The sequence below is a fragment of the Flavobacterium sp. genome, from assembly GCF_043778725.1.
Taxonomy (GTDB): domain Bacteria; phylum Bacteroidota; class Bacteroidia; order Flavobacteriales; family Flavobacteriaceae; genus Flavobacterium.
In genome coordinates, this window is sequence record NZ_JAYWFT010000136.1 from 1 (window position 1) to 3,625 (window position 3,625).

The following is a 3,625-nucleotide window of genomic DNA, read 5'->3' on the forward strand; positions in this document are numbered from 1 at the left end:
CGTTATCTACACTGTCAAAAAATCCTGTACATTCTACATTTTATAATGAAGATGATGACAATGCGCAATGGAATAATCATGTTGAGTTAGGTCTTTGGGCTGATATCATGGTTATTGCACCTGCAACCGCCAATACATTGTCTAAAATGGTAAATGGTAATTGTGATAATCTATTAATTGCAACTTATTTATCGGCTAAATGTCCTGTTTATTTTGCTCCAGCAATGGATTTGGACATGTACAAACATCCTTCAACTATTGCATCTTTTAGAACCTTACAACAGTTTGAAAATACCATAATTCCTGCCGAATCTGGTGAACTCGCAAGCGGTTTGTCTGGCGAAGGTAGAATGGCCGAACCAGAAAATATTATTGCATTTCTAGAAGCAGATTTATCTAGTAAATTACCACTAAAAGGAAAAAAAATACTAATTACTGCTGGTCCAACATACGAAGCTATAGATCCTGTGCGTTTTATAGGAAATCATTCTTCTGGAAAAATGGGATTTGACATTGCGAATAGTGCTGCAAATCTTGGTGCAGAAGTTATTTTAGTAACTGGACCAACTCATTTCAAGATAAAAAATGAAGCTATCAATTTAGTTCAAGTTGTTTCTGCTCAACAAATGTATGATGCTTGTCATGAGTTTTTTAACGATGTTGATGTGGCTATTGCAGCCGCAGCAGTTGCTGATTATAGACCTAAAGTAGTTGCTGATCAAAAAATTAAAAAAAGTGATGCCGCTTTTACAATCGAATTAGAAAAAACAAAAGATATTTTAGCTTCTCTTGGAGAAATTAAACAAAATCAATTTTTAATTGGATTTGCTCTAGAAACTGAAAATGAAATTGAAAATGCTAAGTTGAAAATTCAGAAAAAAAACTTAGATTTGATAGTTTTAAATTCGCTTCAAGATCAAGGCGCAGGTTTTGGTAAACCCACTAATAAAATTACTTTCATTGATAAAAATTTTAACATTGAACCAATGGAATTAAAATCGAAAGAAGATGTGGCAATTGATATTTTAAATAAAGTAATAACTCATTATCATGCGTAAAATTTTTAGTTTAATTTTTGTTTGTTTTTTTGCTTTCTCACATGCTCAAGAACTAAATTGTAAAGTGACCGTTAATTATGATAAAATTACAAATGTAAATACTCAGATTTTCAAAAATCTTGAGGTTTCATTAAACGATTTTGTCAATAAAACAGCATGGACTGAAAAGACTTACAAAGACAATGAAAAAATATCTTGTAATATCTTTATCACTTTAAATTCTTTCGATTCTAATAATTTTGAAGCAAGTATTCAAGTGCAATCTTCAAGACCAATATACAATTCTAGTCTTTCTAGTCCTGTGTTGAATATTAATGATAAGGATTTTAATTTTCAATATATTGAATTTCAAAATTTATTTTACAATCCCAACAGTTACGATTCTAATCTGGTTTCTACAATTGCATTTTACAGTTATATAATATTAGGAGTCGATGCAGAAAGTTTTGCATTAGATAGCGGAACACCTTTTTTTCAGTCGGCTCAAGAAATAGTAAGTTTGGCAGCTGCGTCTGGCGGAAAAGGTTGGTCGCAATCAGAAAAAACTCAAAATCGATATTACTTGATTAACGATTTAATGTCTACCACATTTAAACCATACCGAGAAGCAATGTTTCAATATCATTTTGAAGGAATGGACAATATGAGTAAAGATCTAAAAACCTCAAAAGAAACAATTGCTAACGCTATAAATACGTTATCACAACTTCATGCTGTTCGTCCAAATGCATATTTGACTAGAATATTTTTTGATGCAAAAGCAGATGAAATTGTTTCAATATTCTCTGGTGGACCAAGCGTTCCTATTGATGGTTTAGTAGATAAGTTATCTAAAATTTCTCCTATAAATGCTTCTAAATGGACTAATGTAAAGTTTTAACTTGCATTGAATCTTTTATAAAATGATTACATCCTTATCCATTGAAAATTTTGCTTTAATTGAAAAATTATCGGTTCAATTTACCGAAGGTTTTTCTGTGATTACCGGCGAAACTGGAGCTGGAAAATCAATATTACTGGGTGCTTTAGGTTTGGTTCTTGGTAAAAGAGCCGATTTGACTTCGCTTAAAAATAAAGAAGAAAAGTGTATTATTGAAGCACATTTTCAAATTGAAAATTATAACTTAAAATCTTTTTTTGACGAAAATGATTTAGATTATGAAGACGAAACTATCATAAGAAGAGAAATTTTACCCTCAGGAAAATCTCGTGCTTTTATAAATGATACACCTGTCAATTTAACTGAGTTGCAAGAATTAAGTAATTTCTTAATAGACATTCACTCGCAACATCAAACGCAGGAACTTTCAGACGATGGAGTTCAATTTCAAATAATAGATTCGGTTGCTTCCAATTTCGATTTAATTTTACACTATTCTATAAAGTTAAAAGAATACAAAAAATTAAAATCAGAAGTAAAATCTAAAACCGAAGCCTTACAATCTATTTTAAACGAACAAGAATACAATACTTTTTTATTAGAAGAGTTGCTTTCTGCCAATCTAAAATCTGGAGAGCAAGAAACATTAGAAACCCAGTATGAGAAATTAAATAATGTTGAATTTATAAAAGAAAACATTGTAAAATCTCTTGCTATTGCAAATGAAGAGCAGTTTGGCGTTTTAGAAAATTTAAAAGAAATAAAACTTTCATTTCAAAAGATAGCAGGTTTCTCAACAGAATATAATCTTTTATTTGAACGAATATCAAGTGTATTAATCGAATTTGACGATATAGAAAAAGAGCTTACCCAAGTTTCTGACGGTATTTTTTCTAATCCAGAAGAGTTAGAATTAACCAATCAAAAACTTCAGTTAATTTATTCCCTACAAAAAAAGCATCAAGTAAATTCAGTTGATGAATTGTTAGCAATTCAAAACGATTTAGACAATAAAGTAGTCTCGGTTACAACTTTAGAATCTGAAATTGTTTCTATGCAAAAATCAATTTCTGAAATTGAAAAATTACTGAATGATTTTGCAGCAAAAATTAGTAACAAAAGGGTAGATGCAATTCCTGTTTTAACAAATAAATTAGCTCAAATTCTCGAATTATTGGGCATGGCAAATGCTAGGTTTAATATTCAGTTAACTGCCAAAGAGGAGTTTTATGCTAACGGAAAAGACGAAATTCAATTTTTGTTTTCGGCCAATAAAGGTTCTAATTTTGGATTGTTGAAAAAAGTGGCTTCTGGTGGTGAAATGTCGAGAATTATGCTGGCAGTAAAATCGGTTTTGTCGCAATATTCTAATCTTCCTACTATTATATTTGACGAAATTGACACTGGTGTTTCAGGAGAAATTGCTAATAAAATGGGTGAAATCATGAAGCTAATGAGTAATAATATGCAGGTTTTATCAATAACGCATTTGCCTCAAATAGCCGGAAAAGGAAAAGAACATTTTAAAGTATTTAAAAGTATTAAAGACAATCAAACACACTCGGAGTTAAAATTATTGACAGCAGATGAACGAGTTATAGAAATTGCGCAAATGCTATCGGGTTCTACAATTTCAGATTCGGCCCTAAATCATGCCAAGGAATTGCTCAACTAAAAAAATGAATTA

The 3,625-nt window shown here is 30.6% G+C and carries 3 protein-coding genes; all 3 read left to right on the forward strand.

The features are described from left to right. The coding region (gene coaBC, locus ACH2CG_RS12940; RefSeq protein ID WP_395065850.1) for a bifunctional phosphopantothenoylcysteine decarboxylase/phosphopantothenate--cysteine ligase CoaBC at window positions 1–1,058 on the forward strand (1,058 nt) is incomplete at its 5' end. Then, entirely contained in the window at window positions 1,051–1,938 is an 888-nt protein-coding gene (locus ACH2CG_RS12945; protein ID WP_395065852.1) for a DUF4835 family protein, read from the forward strand. The genes coaBC and ACH2CG_RS12945, both read left to right, overlap by 8 nt. Window positions 1,939–1,960: 22 nt before the next feature. After that, a complete protein-coding gene (gene recN, locus ACH2CG_RS12950; protein WP_395065854.1) occupies window positions 1,961–3,613 on the forward strand; it encodes a DNA repair protein RecN in 1,653 nt (550 codons plus the stop codon). The last annotated feature ends 12 nt before the right edge of the window (window positions 3,614–3,625 follow it).